Source organism: Nocardia sp. XZ_19_231, assembly GCF_015355705.1.
Lineage (GTDB): Bacteria > Actinomycetota > Actinomycetes > Mycobacteriales > Mycobacteriaceae > Nocardia > Nocardia salmonicida.
This window is the reverse complement of sequence record NZ_JACUZI010000001.1, coordinates 569,131-584,237: the sequence shown is the minus strand read 5'-3', so window position 1 is coordinate 584,237 and position 15,107 is coordinate 569,131. Positions and strand designations below refer to the sequence as shown.

The following is a 15,107-nucleotide window of genomic DNA, read 5'->3' as shown; positions in this document are numbered from 1 at the left end:
CCTATCGGGTCGGTGTTCGAATGTCGTCAGAGCAGGGCCAGCGCGGTCGCGGCGAGCTCGGGATCCGCGCCGTCCACCCAGGAGACCCTGGGGTCGCGCCGGAACCACGATCGCTGCCTGCGCACGTATCGGCGGGTGCCGATCAGCGTGCGCTCGCGGGCGTGGTCGAGATCGTATTCGCCGTCGAGGTAGGCCAGCACCTGGGCGTAGCCGATGGCGCGGCGAGCGGTCTGCCCCTCGCGCAGGCCCGCGTCGAGCAGTCCGCGAACCTCGTCGACCAGGCCCGAATCGAACATCAGGGCGGTGCGGGTCTCGATGCGGGCGTCGAGGGCGGCGGTCTCCCGGTCGACGCCGAGAATCGCGGTGTTCCAGCGCGGGACGCCGATGGTCGGGGCCGAGGCGGCGAACGGGCGACCGGTCAGTTCCACGACCTCGAGCGCGCGCACCATGCGTCGGCCGTCGGTGGGCAGGATGGTGGCCGCAGCGACCGGGTCGGCCTGCCGCAGCGCCGCGTGCAGCGCCTGTACCCCACTCTCGTCGAGAAGCGCTTCCCAGCGGGCGCGGACCTCGGGATCGGTGGCCGGGAAGTCCCACTCGTCGAGCAGGGCTTGCACGTACATCATCGACCCGCCCACGATGACCGGGGTTCTTCCGCGCGCCATGATGTCCTCGACGACGGCGCGGGCCGCGCTCTGGTACGCGGCGACGGTCGCGGTCTCGGTGACGTCGAGAACGTCGAGCAGATGGTGCGGGATCCCGCGTCGCTGGTCGGGCGGCAGTTTCGCGGTGCCGACGTCCATACCGCGATAGAGCTGCATGGCGTCGATGTTGACGATCTCGCCGCCGAGTTCGGTGGCGAGATCGAGTGCGAGGTCGGATTTCCCGGTAGCGGTGGGGCCGACGACCGCGATCGGTCTGCTCGTCACTCGTCGGTACCTTTCTGCCCATTCGGTTGCCACACGCTCACGTCGTAGCCGACGCCATAGGGTGCGCCCTGATAGAGCGTACGCACCCGCGGATCGGCCGAATCGGCGGCGAAAAGACCGCCGAGTACCTGGTAGGCGGCGCGTCCGTCGATGAGCAGCGCCGCGCACAGTTCCGGCTCGAGCGCGGCCAACCCGGCGCGCGAACCCGTGCGCAAGGCGGCGTCGAGGTCGTGCTGCACCGCGTGGGCTCGCTCGTCGAGATAGCCGGGTGACTTGACCGTCAAGGTCGCGGCACCGTCGGCGACCACGAGCACCGCGTACGGGTCCGGCTCGCTGTCGAGCTCGGCGCGAAGCGCGGCGCCCGCCTCGGCACACCTCGCGGGCGAGGCGTCGGCGGCGAAGACCCGAGCTCGCACCGAAATCCGCGGCGCAGCCTGCTCCCGCAACCATCCGGCGACCAGTACCGGAAGGGGAAGCTGGGAGTCTGCTGGACCGGGCTCCTCGCCCGCCGGACCGAGTCCGACGACGACATCGGCGCCGAACCCACGAAACGTTCCCCGGGTCGACGAACCGTAGATCCGGTCATGGCTGTCGACCCCGATCACGATCCACCGGTCGGCGGCCGCGGCGAGGGCGGCCGCGGCGTCCAGGGCGGCCGCGCGCAGCACCACGATCGGATCGTCGGGATCGCTGCCGGACACCGGGACTCGCCCACACAGTTCGGGCACCAGCATCGGCGGCGACGGGACCAGGGCCGCTATCGAGAACACGCGGTAACCGTAGCCGCAGCGCGCACGGGGGCCCGCATCCGGCGCGGTGCGCACGTGCGACGGTCTGCGAGTGTCCGGCGTAGGGATGCCCGCCGAGATTGCTAGTGTTTTCAGGTGCGACTACCCACGTCGTCCGGGACGAAAACCCAGGAAATCCGCTATTCGATCCTCCGGATCGATGGTTTCCGCGGCTCGAACCGGGTTCAATGGGATGTGCTAGGGCGTAACCAGGCAGCCGTGACGCGCGGCAGGGACGGAGAGCAATGACCGACAGCAACGGAACCGCGAAGCCCACCCCAGGTCCGGCCCCGCGACCGTCCGGTACCCCCAAGCCCGGCGGGACTGCTCCGCGTCCGCCGAAACCGCACGCCGTGAAACCGGCGCCGGGCCCCGATCAACCGCATCCGCACGCGGTGATCGTGCCGAGCGCCACCGACCCGAGCAAGTGGGGTCGCGTCGACGAAGACGGCACCGCCTGGGTGCAGACCGCCGAGGGCGAACGGATCGTCGGCTCCTGGCAGGCGGGCGATGTCACCGAGGGCCTTGCCCACTTCGGCCGCCGCTTCGACGATCTCGCCACCGAGGTCGCGCTGCTCGAGGCCAGGCTGGCCGCGGGCGCCGACGCTCGCAAGACCAAAACCGCCGCGCTGGCGCTGGCCGAGACGCTGCCGACCGCGGCCGTCATCGGCGACATCGACGGCCTCGCGGCCCGGCTGCAGGTCATCACCGAACACTCCGAGGAAGCCGCCGCGCACGCCAAGGAGGAGAAGGACCGCGCCCGCCACGAGCACACCGAGCGCAAGGAAGCCCTCGCCGCCGAGGCCGAGCAGATCGCCGCCGACTCCACCCAGTGGAAGGCCGCGGGCGACCGGCTGCGCGAGATCCTCGACGAGTGGAAGTCGATCCGCGGTGTCGATCGCAAAGTCGACGACGCACTGTGGAAGCGCTACTCCAAGGCCCGCGAGGCGTTCAACCGCCGACGCGGCGCCCACTTCGCCGATCTCGATCGCGAACGCGCCACCGCCAAGACGCGCAAGGAAGAGCTGTGCGTGCGCGCCGAGGAACTGGCCGACTCCACCGACTGGACCGGCACCGCCGCGGTGTTCCGCGACCTGCTCTCCGAATGGAAGGCCGCGGGCCGGGCACCGCGCGAAGCCGACGAGTCGCTGTGGCGGCGGTTCAAGAGCGCCCAGGACGTGTTCTTCGCCGCCCGCAACGCGGCGGTCTCCGAGCGCGACGCCGAATTCGACCACAACGCCGCCGCCAAGCTGGAACTGCTGGCCGCCTACGAGCACATCGACCCGGCCAACGGCGTGGACGCCGCCCGCAACTCGCTGCGCGAGCTGCAGGACAAGTGGGACGCCATCGGCAAGGTTCCCCGCGAGCGCATGCAGGAGCTGGAAGCCAAGCTGCGCGCCATCGAGAAGCGGGTGCGCGACGCCGCCGATCAGCAGTGGCGTCGCTCCGACCCCGAGGCTGTCGCGCGCGCCGCGCAGTTCCGTGAGCGGGTCGCGCAGTACGAGGAGCAGGCCGCCAAGGCCACCGCGGCGGGCAAGAAGCGTGATGCGGAGAAGGCACTCGAGCAGGCCAAGCAGTGGCGCGAATGGGCCGAAGCCGCCGAGGGCGCCGTCAGCAATCTGTGAGTGAGACAGAAAGAAACCCCCGACCGATGCGGTCGGGGGTTTTCTTGTCTCGCAGGACTATTCGCCGGTGAGGCGCTTGCGGTCGCGATCCTCGGCTTCGCGAGCCACGTTGCGACGCTGCTCTTCCGCGGCGAGTTGCACGGCCGTGCGACTCCAGACCACGCGGATCCAGTGGAAGGTGAGCACCATGATCGCGATGGTGCCGAGGATCAGGCCGATACCGGGGCCCGCGCCCTCGTAGTTGCCGAGGCCCGGGGTCTGGCGGTGCCAGATCGAGAGCACGCCGAACACGCTGCCCACCGCCGAGCCCGCGCACGCAATCCAGGCCAGCACCCAGCGGCGGGTGGTCAACGCCAGCAGCGAGAAGCCCACACCGAAGACGATGACCAGCCAGACGAAGATTCGTGACGGCAGGCCGATGTGCTCGACGCCCGCGGCGTCGGTGTTCAGCAGCACGTCGAAGCCGAGCGCGGTGCCCGCCGTCGGCAACAGAAGAGAGATCAGCAGCGCGAAGACCGCACCCGCCACCACCAGCGCCCGCGCGCCGGGGTCGATCTCACCGGCGATGCGGCGCTCGACCGCGTCGAGCTCACCACGGAATTGTTCGAAGTCCTCGTCGTTGCGCGCCGGGTTCACCGCGTGTCCGCTCCTGTCCAGAGGCTGATCGTTGGCGGGTCCCACTGTGCCATCACCGGACGCACCGTTCGCATCCGACCCACTACGACCGGTAGTAGATTCGTCGTCGCTCACGATGTGCAGCCCGTCGAACAGCCGCTCTCGACCGCCTCCACCACCGGTGCGCCGATGCGGGGCAACCCGAGCCCGACGCCGATCGGGGCGGTCTTCGGGGTGATGCCGCGTTCGTGCGCGTCACCGGCGGTGGTCCGCCGATGCGACTTCACCGCGCTGTCGGCGATGAGGTGGTGCGGGGCCGCCTCGGTGATGTCGACGGTGACGATGTCGCCCGGTCGAATACCCGACACGTCACCGGGACGGAAGTGCACCAGCCTGCCGTCGCGCGCACGTCCGCTCATCCGCGCGGTCACCGCGTTCTTCTTGCCCGCGCCGTCGGCGACGAGCAGTTCCACCTCGGTGCCGATGAGTGCCTGGTTGTTCTCCCAGGAGATCTGGTCCTGCAACGCGATCAACCGTTCGAAGCGTTCCTGCACGACCTGCTTGGGCAGCTGATCGGGCAGTTCGGCGGCCGGGGTGCCGGGACGCTTGGAGTACTGGAAGGTGTAAGCGCTGGTGAAGCGGGCGCGACGGACCACGTCGAGGGTCTCGAGGAAATCCTCCTCGGTCTCGCCGGGGAAGCCGACGATGATGTCGGTGGTGATCGACGCGTGCGGCATCGCGGCGCGCACCTTGTCGATGATGCCGAGGAAGCGTTCCTTGCGGTAGGAGCGGCGCATCGCCTTGAGTACCCGGTCCGAGCCCGATTGCAGCGGCATGTGCAGCTGCGGGCAGACGTTGGGGGTGGCCGCCATCGCCTCGATGACGTCGTCGGTGAACTCCGCGGGGTGCGGGGAGGTGAACCGCACGCGTTCCAGGCCCTCGATCTGTCCGGTCGCGCGCAGCAGCTGCGCGAACGCGCCCCGGTCGCGCGGCTGATCGGGATCGACGAAGTTCACGCCGTAGGAGTTCACGTTCTGACCGAGCAGCGTCACTTCGAGCACGCCCTGGTCGACCAGCGCCTGTACCTCGGCGAGCACGTCACCGGGGCGACGGTCCACTTCCTTACCGCGCAGGGCAGGCACGATGCAGAACGTGCAGGTGTTGTTGCAGCCCACCGAGATCGACACCCAGCCCGCGTAGGCCGACTCCCGCTTGGCGGGCAGCGTCGACGGGAACGCCTCGAGCGATTCGAGGATCTCCACCTGGGCCTGCTCGTTGTGGCGGGCCCGCTCGAGCAGCACCGGCAGCGAGCCGATGTTGTGGGTGCCGAACACCACGTCGACCCACGGCGCCTTGCGCACCACGGTCTCGCGGTCCTTCTGCGCCAGGCAGCCGCCGACGGCGATCTGCATGCCGGGCCGACCCTGCTTGACTGGGACCAGCTGACCGAGCGTGCCGTAGAGCTTGTTGTCGGCGTTCTCGCGCACCGCGCAGGTGTTGAACACCATCAGATCGGGCGTCTCCCCGCTGGCGGCTTTCGTATAGCCCGCGTCCTCGAGCAGCCCGGACAAGCGTTCGGAGTCGTGCACGTTCATCTGGCAGCCGAATGTGCGAACCTCATAGCTGCGTGTAGGCGCGCTCTCAGTCGCGTTCTGAACCGTCGAATCCACCTGTCCAGGGTACGGGCAGCCCATACTGTGACGCACATCACGTCGGTCATCGCGGGATAATACGCAAAGGTAACGGGCAGTCAGCGGGTTACCAGCAGGTGTCGTCTCGGCGTGCCGTCACGGCATGTCTTCGAAAGCCGGGCAATTCTCCAGAATGGACATAAGGTTTCTGACCATGACCGACGACGCCGCACCCGCGACCGGGAACGCCGACGCCGCAGCCACTACCGCTGCTCCGCCGATGATCTCGATGCGCAACGTGGACAAACACTTCGGTGAGCTCCATGTCCTGCGCGATATCCACCTCGAAGTGCCCCGTGGGCAGGTCGTGATCGTCCTGGGCCCGTCGGGTTCGGGTAAATCGACCCTGTGCCGCACCATCAATCGCCTCGAACCGATCGACTCCGGCGACATCGCCATCGACGGCGTCGCACTGCCCGACGAGGGCAAAGCTCTTGCCGCGCTGCGTGCCGAGGTGGGCATGGTGTTCCAGTCGTTCAACCTGTTCGCGCACAAGACCATCGTCGAGAACGTCATGCTGGCGCCGACGAAGGTCCGCGGAAAGAAGAAGGACGAGGCACGCAAGCACGCGATGGCCTTGCTCGAGCGGGTCGGCATCGCCAACCAGGCCGACAAGTACCCGGCTCAGCTCTCCGGCGGTCAGCAGCAGCGCGTCGCCATCGCCCGCTCGCTCGCGATGGACCCCAAGGTCATGCTCTTCGACGAACCGACCTCGGCACTGGACCCCGAGATGGTCAACGAGGTGCTCGACGTGATGGTCGCCCTCGCCAAGGAAGGCATGACCATGCTCGTGGTCACCCACGAGATGGGTTTCGCGCGCAGGGCGGGCGACCGCGTGCTGTTCATGGCCGACGGTGAGATCGTCGAAGACTCCCCGCCCGAAGCTTTCTTCACCGCACCGAAATCCGAACGCGCCAGGGACTTCCTCGGCAAAATTCTCAGTCACTGACTCGCAGCACCATTGTCACAAGGAGAAGGAAACCCATGAGGATCAATCGTGCGACGCGCGTCGGAATCGGCGCAGCGGCACTGGTATTGGCAGCCACCGTCACCGCAGCCTGTGGTGGCGGTGACGACAAGTCGGCCCTGGACAACGCCAAGGACGGCAAGCTGACCATCGGCATCAAGTTCGACCAGCCGGGTCTTGGCCTGCGCAATACCGACGGCACCTACAGCGGCTTCGACGTCGACGTGGCCAAGTCCGTCGCCGACAAGCTCGGTGTGAAGCCGGAGAACGTCACCTTCAAGGAAGCGCCGTCGGCGCAGCGCGAGACCCTGATCGAGAACGGCCAGGTCGACCTCGTCGTCGCCACCTACTCGATCAACGACAAGCGCAAGGAGAAGGTCGATTTCGGCGGCCCGTACTACATCGCGGGCCAGGACCTGCTGGTGCCCGCCGCCAACACCGACATCACCGGCCCCGACTCCCTCGCGGGCAAGAAGGTCTGCTCGGTGAAGGGCTCCACCCCGGCCCAGAACATCGAGAAGAACTACCCCCAGGCGCAGTTGCAGACCTACGACACCTACTCGCTGTGCATCGAGGCGATGCGTAGCGGTGCGATCGACGCGGTCACCACCGACAACGTGATCCTCGCCGGCTACGCCGCGCAGTCGCCGGGCACCTTCAAGCTGGTGAACAAGCCCTTCACCACCGAGAAGTACGGCATCGGCCTGAAGAAGGGCGACACCGAACTGCGCGGCAAGGTCAACGACGCCATCCAGGCGATGATCGATGACGGTTCGTGGAAGGCCGCGCAGGAGAAGAACTTCGCGGGTACCGGTATCGCGGTGCCAGCACCGCCGACCGTCGACCGCTACTGATCAACCACTGATCATCGGTGACCCGGGGTTTCCCGGGTCACCGATGCGGTGTTGTCCTGCAGGCCTTCACACCGATCGGAGGACGCGCGTCCGTGTTCGACCTGATCTCGAGGTATGACAACCAAATCCTCGATGCGTTCTGGGTAACAATCAAACTCACCTTCTTCTCCGCGATCGGTGCGCTCGTCATCGGTACCGTCGTCGCCGGCATGCGCGTGTCCCCGATTCCGGTCGCGCGCGGGATCGGCGCGGCGTATGTAGCGGTCTTCCGCAACACCCCGCTCACCCTGATCCTGGTATTCACCTCGCTCGGCCTGTACAGCACCCTCGGGTGGACACTCGGCAGTGACGAGATCAAGATCATCAACTATCGCTGGGCCATCATCGGGCTGAGCGTCTACACCGCCGCCTTCGTCTGCGAATCGCTGCGCTCCGGCATCAACACCGTCGCGCTCGGCCAGTCCGAAGCGGGTCGATCGCTGGGCTTCGGATTCTCCCAGAACCTCCGTTTGATCGTGCTGCCGCAAGCCTTCCGGGCGGTCATCGCACCCCTGGGCAGTGTGCTGATCGCGCTGACCAAGAACTCGACGGTCGCCTCCGTCATCGGCGTCGCCGAAGCCGCGTACCTGATGGGCGAAATGATCGAGAACGAAGCCGCCATTCTCACTATCGGCGTGATCTTCGCACTCGGCTTCGTCGTCCTCACCCTGCCGACCGGGCTGTTCTTCGGCTGGCTGGCCAAGCGATACGAGGTGGCACGATGAGCGGCGCTTCGGTTCTGTTCGACGCTCCCGGGCCCCGCGCGCGGCTGCGTCACAACCTGTACTCGGTTCTGGTCGTCGTCGTGCTGGTCGGCGCGGGGTGGTGGCTCTACGACGCCTTCGCCGACAAGGGCCAGTTCACCGCGGCCAAGTGGAAACCGTTCCTCGAGTCCGAGATCTGGGAGACCTACCTCCTTCCCGGCTTGGAAGGCACTCTCACCGCCGCTGCGATCTCGATCGTCGGCTCGGTGTTCTTCGGCATGATCTTCGGGATCCTGCGCCTGTCCGACCATTCGTGGGTGCGCTGGGTGGCGGGCACGATCGTCGAGCTCGCCCGAGCCATCCCCGTGCTGATCCTGATGATCTTCCTGTTCGCGGTGTTCGGGGACTACGACCTGTTCCCGTCCGATCAGCTCGCACTGGCCGCGGTGGTCATCGCGCTGACCATCTACAACTCCGCGGTCATCGCCGAGATCGTGCGCGCCGGCATCAAGTCGCTGCCCAAGGGACAAACCGAAGCCGCCGTGGCGCTGGGTCTGCGCAAGAACCAGCTCATGCGGTTGATCCTGCTGCCGCAGGCCGTCACCGTGATGCTGCCCGCGCTGGTGTCACAGATGGTCGTTGTCCTCAAGGACACCGCGCTGGGCTACCAGATCACCTATGTGGAGCTGGTGCGGTCCGGTCAGCAAGAAGGCGCGTCGATGCAGAACACGATCCCCGCGCTGATCGTCGTCGCGCTGATCATGATCTCGCTCAACATGGCGCTGAGCTTCCTGGCCACCACGCTGGAGAAGCGGTTGCGGTCGCGGAAGAAGAGCGGGGGGACGGTGCTGGCCGCCGACTCGATCCTCGCCGACGCCACGCCCGGCGTGGACATCACCAAGAAGTAGTCGCACACAACGACAAGCGGGGCCCGATCCGTCTGGATCGGGCCCCGCTTGTTGTTTCCTGGTACATCCGACGCCACTGTCGGTCGAGTGGGACTACGCGCTGTAGCGGTAGAACCCCTCCCCTGTGGCGGCACCGAGCTTGCCCTTGTCGATGTAGTTCTCCTTCAGCCAAGCCGCGAGCTTCTTGTGGTCGTCGTCGCCGTTGATCAGGATGTTGTACGGGGTGGTCAGGCCGACGATGTCGAGGATCTGGAACGGGCCCATGGGGGCGCCGGTGGCGATGCGCCAGGTCTCGTCGACAGCGGCGGGTTCGGCGTATCCGCCTGCGGCGAGCTCGATTCCGGAGTTCAGGAACGGCACCAGCAGCGAGTTGAGGACGTAGCCCGCCTTCTCCTTGTGCAATTCGATCGGCACCATACCGATCGCCTTCGCGAACTCGGCCACCGCGGCGAACACCGCGGGATCGGTCTGCTCGGTGCCCATCACCTCGGCGGTGTTGAACTTCCAGACATGGTTGGCGAAGTGCAGCGCCAGGAAACGATCGGGGCGCCCGGTGTAGTCGACGATATCGCTGGGCAGCAGCGTCGAGGAGTTCGTCGCGAACACGGTGCGGTCGGGCGCGAGCGCACCGAGCTTGCCGTACAGGTCGCGCTTGATCTCGAGTACCTCCGGCACCGCCTCGATGATCAGGTCCGCCTCGGCCACCGCGGCGGCCAGGTCGGTGGTGAGGGTGATGCCCGCCGCGGTCGCTGTGGTGTTGCTCGCGTCGGCGCCTGCCACGTCCTGCTGATACACCGCGGCGAGGCCGTCGAATCGGGTGCGCGCGGTGGTGAGCGCCGCGTCGTCGATGTCGTAGGCGGTGACATCGAACCCGTGGAAGGCGGTCTGGAAGGCGATCTGGGATCCGAGCACCCCTGTCCCGAGGACGGTCACCTTGCGGAATTCGATGGTCATGCGTCAGCCTCCCAGTCTGGACGCGACCCCCCATCGTTGCGCGTCTCGGTTTCCGGTTGTCTCTACCGCCGTCCATCATGGCCCGCGAAGCTGAGTCAGTGGTGTGAGCGACCCACACGTTCCGGACATCTCGGGCAGACTCTGGTAACAGTTCGGCTAACCGACGCGGTAGATCAGCCCGCGGTGACGAGACCTTCGGCGACCATCCAGTCACGGGCGACGTCGGCAGGCTCGCGGCCGTCGATGTCGACCTGACGGTTGAGTTCGGTGATCACCTCGTTGGTGAGTCGCGCCGAGATCGGGGCCATGACCGTGACGACCTGGGGGTGCGCGTCGGCGAAGTCGCGGTGCATGACCAGCGACGCGTTGTACTTCGGGAAGAAGGCCTTGTCGTCTTCGAGCAGCACCAGTTCGAGGGCGGGAATGCGGCCGTCGGTGGCGGCGACCGAGCCGAATCGACACTGTTTCGCATCGGCGGTGGCCTGGTAGACCAGCGCGTCCTGGACGATCTGGCGTTGGGCCTTGCCGAGGTCGATTCCGTAGGCGCCGGCCAGGCCGGGATAGCCGTCCGGGCGGACGTTGAACTCGGTGCCGACGCAGGTGGTCGCGGCGCCGGGATCTTTCGCGACGAGGTTCGCGTAGTCCGACAGTGTGCGAACCCCGGTCTCCTCGGCGTAGCCCTTGCTGGTGACGAGGGCATAGGTGTTGTTCATCGGCGCCATCGCGGCCCAGACCATGTCGTGTTCGGCGAGATCGGCGTCGCGGACCGCCTCGAACTGGGCCGCCTCGGTCGGGATCGGCTTCTCCTTGCCGAGATAGTTGATCCAGCCGGTGCCGGTGTAGTCGTAGGCGATGTCGATCTGGCCGTTCAGTTGCGCGTCGCGCAGGCTGTTGGAGCCTTGGATATTGGTCAGGTCACGCACGTTCGCGCCCGCGGCCGTCAGCGCGAATTCGATCATGTAACCCAGGGTGTTGGCCTCGGTGAAGTCCTTGGAGCCCACCGTGACCGCGACACCGTCGAGTTCGGGCACCGGCGTGATGCTGCCCGGTCCGACAGACAGCGGCACCGAGCCACCCGACTCCAGTCCGCAACTCGCGAGGACCAGCACGCTCAGGACCGGGGCGAGCCCACGCAACCATCCGGCGATCCTCACCGCAACCCCCTCGGCCCGAGGAACTGTTCGGCCAGCGCACCGAGCCAGTCGATGAACAATGCCAGCGCGACAGCGAGTACGGCGCCGAGCGTCAATGTCACGGTGTCGCGCAGTTTGTAGCCGGTGTCGATGAGAATGCCGAGCCCGCCCGCGCTCACCATGAACGACAGGGTGGCGGTACCGACGGCCAGCACTAGGGAGGTTCGCAAACCCGCGAGGATGTAGGGCACCGCGAGGGGGAATTCGATGCGGCGCAACACCAGTGCGGCCGACATGCCCTGTCCCCTGCCCGCGTCGATCAGTGCGGGGTCGACCTGCTGGTAGCCCAGGATCGTATTGCGCAGGACCGGCAGCAGCGAGCAGAACGCGATCGGCGCGACACCCACCCAGAATCCGGTGGTGCGGGTGACCAGGTAGCACAGCACGATCAGCCCGATCGCCGGAGCGGACGCTCCGATATTGGCGATGCCGACGAAAAACGGGGCGAGACGGCGGAATCGGTGCCTGGTGAGCACGGTCCCGAGCGGCACGGCCACCGCGACCACGATGAGCACCACCGCCGCCGTGATCAGCACATGCTGCCAGGTCACCTGGGCGACATTGCTCACGCTGATACTGGCCTGCTGGGTGACGGTGAGATCGCGCCGGAACGCCCAGACGAGCACACCGACGGTAAGGATCAACACGATCACCGGCTGAGCGAGCAGGCGGAGGTATTCGGCGCGCCGGTGGGTGGCGGGAGCAGCGGTCGCGGCGGGGACGTCGACGATCGAACGCGAGGGAGCCGAAACAGTATTCGTCACTGTGGGGCCCTCCACGCATGGTGATGGCCCGGTACCGGTTCAGGATCTCGAGCGGCTTCGCCCCGGGACACCGCGGGTTCGGGGGTGGTCGCGCCGCGAGGCGGCTCGGGCATCATGCCGGTGCCGATTCGGTCGCGGCGAGGTGGTTGATGAGGGTGTCGACGGTGACTGTTCCGGCGTAGGCGCCGGTGTTGTCGACGACGACGGCGGAGGCGGTGCGTTCGGTGAGCAGCCCGGCGAGCGCGTCTTGAAGGGTCGCGTCGGCGGGCAGGGTGGCGCCGACCGGGGTACCGACGTCACGCAGCGAATCCGCGTGGGCGAGTTCGGCTGTCGTCACCCGCCGGAGTGGGCGCCGCCGCTGGTCGAGAACCAGTCCCCAGCTGCGGTCCGCGTCGCGCAGGGCGGTGGTGAGTGCCGCGGCGCCGGTGTCCTCGGTGGCGGTGACGCCCTGGTCGAGGTCCATCTCGGCAAGGACGGTGAGGCCGAGTCGGTCGATGGTGGCGGTGGCGCCGACGAAACCGGCGACCGTCTCGTCGGCGGGGGCCGCCAGGATCGCGGCGGGGGTGTCGTACTGCAGGATGCGGGAGCCGTCGCCGAGAACAGCGATACGGTCACCCAGCTTCACCGCCTCGCCGAAGTCGTGGGTGACGAAGACGATGGTCTTGCCGAGTTCGCTTTGCAGACGGAGCAATTCGTCCTGCAACAGCGCGCGGGTGATCGGGTCGACCGCACCGAAGGGTTCGTCCATCAGCAGGACCGGCGGGTCGGCGGCCAGAGCCCGCGCGACGCCGACGCGCTGCTGCTGTCCGCCGGAGAGCTGGCGGGGGTAGCGGTTGCGGTAGGTGTCGGGGTCGAGGCCGACGAGGGTGAGCATCTCGTCGGTGCGTTCGGCGACACGGCGGCGGTCCCAGCCGAGCAGGCCCGGCACCGTGGCGATGTTCTTGGCGACGGTCATGTGCGGGAACAGGCCGGCCTGCTGGATGGAATAGCCGATGCCGCGGCGCAATTCGTCGGCGTCGATCGCGCCCGCGTCGCGGCCGCCGATGGTGACGGTGCCCGAGGTGGGTTCGATCAGCCTGTTGATCATCCGCATGGTGGTGGTCTTGCCGCAACCGGACGGGCCGACCAGCACCACGATCTCCCCGGCCGGGATGGTCATGGAGACCTCGTCGACCGCTGGTTCGGGCTGTTCGGGATAGCGTTTGGTGACCCGGTCGAGCACGATCTCGACCCCGGACACCCCGGAATCCGCGGCCGCCTTGGTGGTTTCGATGTCAGTCACGAATTCCCCTCGGAATAGTGAGCCGTCCGAGCAGAACCAGGACGCCGTCGAGTGCGAGTGCGAGCACAACGATGAGGACGGTGCCGGTGAGTGCCTGCGGCACCGCGTTCGGGCTGCCGAGGCGGGAGAGTCCCGAGAAGATCACGTTGCCCAGGCCAGGGCCTTTCGCATAGGCCGCCAGGGCCAGGATGCCCATGATCATCTGAGTACTGACCCGCATTCCGGTGAGAATGGACGGCCAGGCAAGGGGCAGTTCGATCTTGGTCAGCAGGCGCAACCGGTTCATACCGACACCTCGCGCGGCATCGGTCACCGCCGGATCCACCGACGACAACCCGAGCACCGTATTACGCAGGATCGGCAACAGCGCGTAGAGCACCAGGGCCACGATCGTCGGCCCCACACCGAGCCCGAGGAACGGAATCAGCAAGCCGAGCAACGCGAACGAGGGCACCGTGAGAATCGCGCCCGCCATCGCGGTCGCGGCAGCGGACCCTAGCGGACTTCGATACACGAGTATCCCGAGCACCACCGCGATCACGGTCGCCAGCACCAGCGACTGCACCACGGCCGACACATGGAGGTAAGAATCGACCAGCAACTGCTCCCGCCGGTTCACCACGAACGACCACAACGCGTCCAGGGTCCACCTCCCCGTCGTTCGGCGGCCGCCTACGGCCCTGCTCCCCGGATTTCCCACCCGAATCAGGGTGAAACATCGACGTTCCCGCACGCCACCGCATCACGATGTGACGAATCAGCCTGCGCGAAAACATCTTTCACCAGCGCGATCATCCTACGCGTCACAGACAACCCCGGTGGGAATTTCGAACTCCCACCTGATCGAGCCACTGCCACCGTGCCAACTCCTCGGCATCAATCGGCGTATGCGGCCCGAGTGCTCATCGGTCTGCCGCCGCCAGTTCGGCTTTCACCACCGCGAACGCCGTCGCCGAGCCGTAGCCTCGGCGGGCGAGCATGTCGACCAGGCGGCGCGTGGCCTTGGTGCGGTCGAGATCGGCGGGCATGGCGCGGAGTTTGCGACGGACCAGGTCGATAGCGGCTTGTTCGTCGCCGGGCGTCGGCCGAGGTGATGTGTGGCCGACAGCCGCGTCCGGCGCCGCTGTGTCGCTGGAGGTTTCCCCGGCGTCGCGCTCCGAAGTCTTCGCGCGGGCCGCCCTGACCTCGGCAGACGTGCGATCGAAGCCCGCTTCGTCCAGTTCGGCGGTGACGACGGCGAAGGCGGTGGACTGGTCGTAGCCGCGGCGAGCGAGCATGCCCACGAGGCGGCGCACAGCCTTGTCACGGTCCAGGTCCGCAGGAAGGGTGCGGAGCTTGCGACGGACCAGATCGGCGGCGCGGGCGTGTTCTGCCTCGTCGGTGACGGTCGCGAGGGCATTCTCGGCGTCGGTGGGTGCGACGCCCTTGTCGCGGAGTTCGCGTTGCAGTGCCTTCTTGCCTTTGCCGGAATAGGTGTGCCGCTCGTGTACCCATTGTTCGGCGAAAGCGATGTCGTCGATGAGGCCGACTTCGGCGAGGCGGATGAGCGCGGCCTCTGTCACCTCGAGGCGGAACCCCTTCTCGCCGAGACGTTTCTCCAGTTCGGCACGGCTGCGAGCACGCACCGAGAGCAATCGCAGGCACACATCCTTGGCCTGTTCCAGGGTTGCGTCGGGCCGGTCGCCCGGGGCGAGCCGGCGTGTGCCGGCCCGCCTGTCGGGCTCTCCCGGCTGGGATCCGGCCGCCACCGGATCCGCCTGCCGTCCGTCGTCACCACCGACGACGGTCGACAGGGAG

The 15,107-nt window shown here is 67.4% G+C and carries 14 protein-coding genes and 1 pseudogene; 5 read left to right on the top strand and 10 right to left on the bottom strand.

Annotated elements, in window-relative coordinates:
• Nucleotides 1-26 precede the first annotated feature (26 nt).
• On the bottom strand, nucleotides 27-926 hold the full coding sequence (miaA, locus tag IBJ82_RS02545; RefSeq protein WP_194824318.1) for a tRNA (adenosine(37)-N6)-dimethylallyltransferase MiaA: 900 nt from the start codon (nucleotides 924-926) through the stop codon (nucleotides 27-29).
• Nucleotides 923-1,696: a hypothetical protein gene (locus tag IBJ82_RS02540; RefSeq protein ID WP_194824317.1), complete on the bottom strand. Its 774-nt coding sequence runs from the start codon at nucleotides 1,694-1,696 to the stop codon at nucleotides 923-925. Before IBJ82_RS02540 ends, miaA begins: the two co-directional genes overlap by 4 nt.
• Nucleotides 1,697-1,959: 263 nt before the next feature.
• Here IBJ82_RS02540 and IBJ82_RS02535 point away from each other — a divergent pair, with 263 nt between their 5' ends.
• Entirely contained in the window at nucleotides 1,960-3,339 is a 1,380-nt protein-coding gene (locus tag IBJ82_RS02535; protein WP_194824316.1) for a DUF349 domain-containing protein, read from the top strand.
• Between the two features lie 57 nt (nucleotides 3,340-3,396).
• On the opposite strand, the gene IBJ82_RS02530 is transcribed toward IBJ82_RS02535, so the two are convergent.
• Both IBJ82_RS02530 and miaB read right to left on the bottom strand, forming a co-directional pair.
• Nucleotides 3,397-3,975 (bottom strand): hypothetical protein, encoded by a 579-nt coding sequence (locus IBJ82_RS02530; RefSeq protein WP_194824315.1) that lies wholly within the window; start codon nucleotides 3,973-3,975, stop codon nucleotides 3,397-3,399.
• Between the two features lie 110 nt (nucleotides 3,976-4,085).
• Nucleotides 4,086-5,648 carry a tRNA (N6-isopentenyl adenosine(37)-C2)-methylthiotransferase MiaB gene (gene miaB, locus IBJ82_RS02525; RefSeq protein WP_228536593.1) on the bottom strand — a complete coding sequence of 521 codons (1,563 nt, stop codon included), beginning with the start codon at nucleotides 5,646-5,648 and terminating at the stop codon, nucleotides 4,086-4,088.
• Between the two features lie 217 nt (nucleotides 5,649-5,865).
• On the opposite strand from miaB, the gene IBJ82_RS02520 reads away from it, so the two are divergent.
• The 4 genes from IBJ82_RS02520 (at nucleotide 5,866) to IBJ82_RS02505 (ending at nucleotide 9,117) form a co-directional block, all read left to right on the top strand.
• Nucleotides 5,866-6,594, top strand: coding sequence for an amino acid ABC transporter ATP-binding protein (locus tag IBJ82_RS02520; RefSeq protein ID WP_194825134.1), 729 nt, complete (start codon nucleotides 5,866-5,868; stop codon nucleotides 6,592-6,594).
• A gap of 35 nt (nucleotides 6,595-6,629) precedes the next feature.
• Nucleotides 6,630-7,466: a glutamate ABC transporter substrate-binding protein gene (locus tag IBJ82_RS02515; RefSeq protein WP_194824313.1), complete on the top strand. Its 837-nt coding sequence runs from the start codon at nucleotides 6,630-6,632 to the stop codon at nucleotides 7,464-7,466.
• Nucleotides 7,467-7,558: 92 nt separating this feature from the next.
• Nucleotides 7,559-8,230: an amino acid ABC transporter permease gene (locus IBJ82_RS02510; protein WP_194824312.1), complete on the top strand. Its 672-nt coding sequence runs from the start codon at nucleotides 7,559-7,561 to the stop codon at nucleotides 8,228-8,230.
• Nucleotides 8,227-9,117 (top strand): amino acid ABC transporter permease, encoded by an 891-nt coding sequence (locus tag IBJ82_RS02505; RefSeq protein WP_194824311.1) that lies wholly within the window; start codon nucleotides 8,227-8,229, stop codon nucleotides 9,115-9,117. Before IBJ82_RS02510 ends, IBJ82_RS02505 begins: the two co-directional genes overlap by 4 nt.
• A 93-nt stretch (nucleotides 9,118-9,210) precedes the next feature.
• Here the strand turns inward: IBJ82_RS02505 and IBJ82_RS02500 are convergent, their stop codons facing one another.
• The 6 genes and pseudogenes from IBJ82_RS02500 to IBJ82_RS34445 form a co-directional block, all read right to left on the bottom strand.
• On the bottom strand, nucleotides 9,211-10,071 hold the full coding sequence (locus tag IBJ82_RS02500; protein ID WP_194824310.1) for a 3-hydroxyacyl-CoA dehydrogenase: 861 nt from the start codon (nucleotides 10,069-10,071) through the stop codon (nucleotides 9,211-9,213).
• 173 nt (nucleotides 10,072-10,244) lie between these two features.
• Nucleotides 10,245-11,225 (bottom strand): glycine betaine ABC transporter substrate-binding protein, encoded by a 981-nt coding sequence (locus tag IBJ82_RS02495; RefSeq protein ID WP_194824309.1) that lies wholly within the window; start codon nucleotides 11,223-11,225, stop codon nucleotides 10,245-10,247.
• On the bottom strand, nucleotides 11,222-11,995 hold the full coding sequence (locus IBJ82_RS02490) for an ABC transporter permease (protein WP_194825133.1): 774 nt from the start codon (nucleotides 11,993-11,995) through the stop codon (nucleotides 11,222-11,224). Before IBJ82_RS02490 ends, IBJ82_RS02495 begins: the two co-directional genes overlap by 4 nt.
• Before the next feature lie 145 nt (nucleotides 11,996-12,140).
• Nucleotides 12,141-13,310, bottom strand: coding sequence for a betaine/proline/choline family ABC transporter ATP-binding protein (locus tag IBJ82_RS02485; protein WP_194824308.1), 1,170 nt, complete (start codon nucleotides 13,308-13,310; stop codon nucleotides 12,141-12,143).
• Nucleotides 13,303-13,953: an ABC transporter permease gene (locus IBJ82_RS02480; protein ID WP_194825132.1), complete on the bottom strand. Its 651-nt coding sequence runs from the start codon at nucleotides 13,951-13,953 to the stop codon at nucleotides 13,303-13,305. The genes IBJ82_RS02485 and IBJ82_RS02480 overlap by 8 nt, the downstream gene beginning before the upstream one ends.
• Nucleotides 13,954-14,527: 574 nt before the next feature.
• A pseudogene (locus IBJ82_RS34445) lies at nucleotides 14,528-14,974 on the bottom strand (regulatory protein RecX); the annotation flags it as partial.
• Nucleotides 14,975-15,107: the final 133 nt, after the last annotated feature.

Excerpts from the sequence above, each read along its gene's own strand:
- IBJ82_RS02535 (WP_194824316.1), top strand. The coding sequence starts at position 1,960 with ATGACCGACAGCAACGGAACCGCGAAGCCCACCCCAGGTCCGGCCCCG.
- miaB (WP_228536593.1), bottom strand. The coding sequence starts at position 5,648 with ATGGGCTGCCCGTACCCTGGACAGGTGGATTCGACGGTTCAGAACGCG.
- IBJ82_RS02520 (WP_194825134.1), top strand. The coding sequence starts at position 5,866 with ATGATCTCGATGCGCAACGTGGACAAACACTTCGGTGAGCTCCATGTC.
- IBJ82_RS02515 (WP_194824313.1), top strand. The coding sequence starts at position 6,630 with ATGAGGATCAATCGTGCGACGCGCGTCGGAATCGGCGCAGCGGCACTG.
- IBJ82_RS02505 (WP_194824311.1), top strand. The coding sequence starts at position 8,227 with ATGAGCGGCGCTTCGGTTCTGTTCGACGCTCCCGGGCCCCGCGCGCGG.
- IBJ82_RS02500 (WP_194824310.1), bottom strand. The coding sequence starts at position 10,071 with ATGACCATCGAATTCCGCAAGGTGACCGTCCTCGGGACAGGGGTGCTC.